The sequence below is a fragment of the Neobacillus drentensis genome (assembly GCF_036966985.1).
In the GTDB taxonomy this organism is placed as follows: domain Bacteria; phylum Bacillota; class Bacilli; order Bacillales; family Cytobacillaceae; genus Neobacillus; species Neobacillus drentensis_E.
Map to the genome: position 1 here is coordinate 1 of NZ_JBALSN010000394.1, position 2,653 is coordinate 2,653.

Annotated in this window: 2 protein-coding genes and 1 riboswitch; both genes read left to right on the forward strand. The window is 36.3% G+C overall.

Annotated elements, in window-relative coordinates; genetic code table 11:
- Positions 1 to 177 precede the first annotated feature (177 nt).
- Positions 178 to 1,353, forward strand: a complete 1,176-nt coding sequence (locus V7659_RS23170; RefSeq protein WP_335542526.1) for an ABC transporter substrate-binding protein — start codon at positions 178 to 180, stop codon at positions 1,351 to 1,353.
- Positions 1,354 to 1,595: 242 nt separating this feature from the next.
- Positions 1,596 to 2,486 (forward strand): acyl-ACP desaturase, encoded by an 891-nt coding sequence (locus tag V7659_RS23175; protein WP_335542527.1) that lies wholly within the window; start codon positions 1,596 to 1,598, stop codon positions 2,484 to 2,486.
- Positions 2,487 to 2,567: 81 nt separating this feature from the next.
- Positions 2,568 to 2,653: riboswitch (purine riboswitch) on the forward strand.

The following is a 2,653-nucleotide window of genomic DNA, read 5'->3' on the forward strand; positions in this document are numbered from 1 at the left end:
AAATCATAAGTTTCAGAAATATTTAAATAAATAGAATAATATACTAGACGAATGAGATTAATTGTACTACAATAATATTTATTAAATCACCTAGACAATCCCTTCGTTATTCATGTTAGATAATCTATCAATCTACGATGTGATTTGTCAGAAAAAATAGAAAAAGGGGTCCTTATTATGAAAAAGAATTGGGCAAAAATGTTTATGGCCTCCACCTTATTGGCAGGAGTTCTTGCAGGCTGTTCAGGAGCAAAAGAAAATTCAGGCAGTGAAAGTAAAACCATTAAAGTTGGTGTAAACCTTGAGTTATCCGGTGGAGTTGCTTCTTACGGGGAGTCACTTGAAAACGGTATTGATATTGCAGTTGATGAAATCAACAAAAAGGGTGGAGTAAAGGGGAAAAAGATAGAACTTGTTAAAGTAGATAACAAGTCAGAAGCTGCTGAGGCTACAAACGGCGCGATTAAGTTAACCAGCCAAGACAAAGTAACAGCGATTATTGGTGCAGCAACAAGCGGTAACACCGTAGCGCAGGCACAAATCGCAAATGATACAAAAACAATCCTATTAACACCATCAGGGACAAGCCCGAACGTAACTGTAGCAGATGATGGAAAATTAAACGAATACGTTTTCCGTACATCATTTATTGATCCATTCCAAGGAATTGTAGCTGCTAATTTTGCTGCGAAGGAATTGAAATTAAATAATGCAGCTATCTTTGCAGACAGTGCCAGCGATTATGCCAAAGGTTTAGCAGCGTCATTTAAAGAAACGTACGAAAAGGCGGGCGGCAAGGTTGTTGCTGAGGAAGCATATGTTGCAAAAGATACAGACTTCCGTGCTACTTTAACTCGTATTAAGGCAAAAAATCCACAATTCATCTTTATTCCTGGATACTATGAAGAAGTTGGATTAATTGTAAAACAAGCTCGTGAATTAGGAATCACTGTTCCGTTAATGGGTGCAGATGGCTGGGATTCACCGAAGTTAGTAGAGTTAGCTGGAGCTGACGCGTTAAATAATACATTTATCACAAACCATTACACATCTGGAGATCCGGATGAAACAATCCAAAAGTTTGTAACGACTTATAAAGAAAAGTTCAACGGAGAATCTCCTAATGCATTTAATGCACTTGGCTATGATACTGTCTATCTATTAGCTGATGCGATTGAACGTGCGGGTGGTACAGATACAGCTAAGATTAAAGAAGCATTAGAGAATACAAAAGATTTATCTAGGATCACTGGTAAGATTACGATCGATAAAGACCATAATCCAATTAAATCAGCGACTGTATTAGAATATAAAGACGGTAAACAAGTGTTTAACACAAAAGTAAATCCGTAAAATTGACAAAAGTGAAATGGAAGGACGATCCCTTCTATTTCACTTTTTTATTTATTGGTTTAATTCAGAATAGTTATGATACAATTAACTTAGCAACAGGTACTAATATCAGATATAACTTCATTCGCGGCCAAACATTGGTAATTCGCGAATATTTAAACGGGTAGAAATGTGCCTATTTTTTTCGATTAAAGATCGTTTGTACGGTAAACTATTAATATTTACAACAACGGGGGATTTTGATGTTAACAAATGATTTGGACTTTAGATTGGAGCCTAAACTAATAGATTTATATGAAGAACATAAAATGCGATCTGAAAAAATAGATTGGGGTTATCATGATTTCTTACCTTGGGATAAGGCAATGGATTTCAGGCGTGTTCCCTGGGATGAAAGCCAGGTTACACTGCCTGCATCGATTATTACTGCGGTTGAAACCGCCCTTTTAACCGAAGTAAACTTGCCATGGTTTACCTCGCATCTAGATCAAACGTTTAAAGGTTCTTTAACGGTTATTAAAGATTTTGTCCATACTTGGACGGCGGAAGAAGATCAGCATTCAAACCTGATTGAAACGTATTTATTAATTACACGAAATGTAGATCCGAAGCGGCTCCACCAATTGCACAAACAAACGGTTGAGAATGGCTGGAATCCTGATTATCACACGCCTTTTGAAACCATGGTATATACGTCATTACAAGAATTAGCAACCATGGTTTTCTATAATAACGTGGCCAAAGTAGCTGGTTCGCATGATAAGGATTTAGCGAGTCTGCTTCGCCGTCTCGCAAAAGATGAAACGCTGCATTATGCCTTTTATCGAGATGTGATTAAATTTCATCTCCAATTGGAACCTAATTACTGTTATCATTTAGGACATGTCATTAAGAACTTCCAAATGCCTGGTACTGTAATGCCTGATTTCGAAGATCGTATGGCCATTATTGCAAAAGAGGCAAACTACGGTCCATTGGAATATTTTGATCAAGTTCTAGATGTGATTGTTAATTATTGGGAGTTGGAGAAATTAAGACCGATTGCACCAGAAGCAGAAAAAGCTAGACTGGATATTTTAAATTACCATGCCAGGTTGAAAAGAGTAAGAGATCGTTTTTATAAAAATAAATAAGTTAGTTCCGAATAAATATAGTTGGTTCAATTTGTGCTTAAAGGGTTGACAATAAAAATAGAATTTATTATTCTTTAGCAATAGTAATTTAATAAAAACTTTCGTATAACTCCAATGATATGGTTTGGAGGTCTCTACCAGGAACCTATAAATTCCTGATTACGAAG

Excerpts from the sequence above, each read along its gene's own strand:
- V7659_RS23170 (WP_335542526.1), top strand. The coding sequence starts at position 178 with ATGAAAAAGAATTGGGCAAAAATGTTTATGGCCTCCACCTTATTGGCA.
- V7659_RS23175 (WP_335542527.1), top strand. The coding sequence starts at position 1,596 with ATGTTAACAAATGATTTGGACTTTAGATTGGAGCCTAAACTAATAGAT.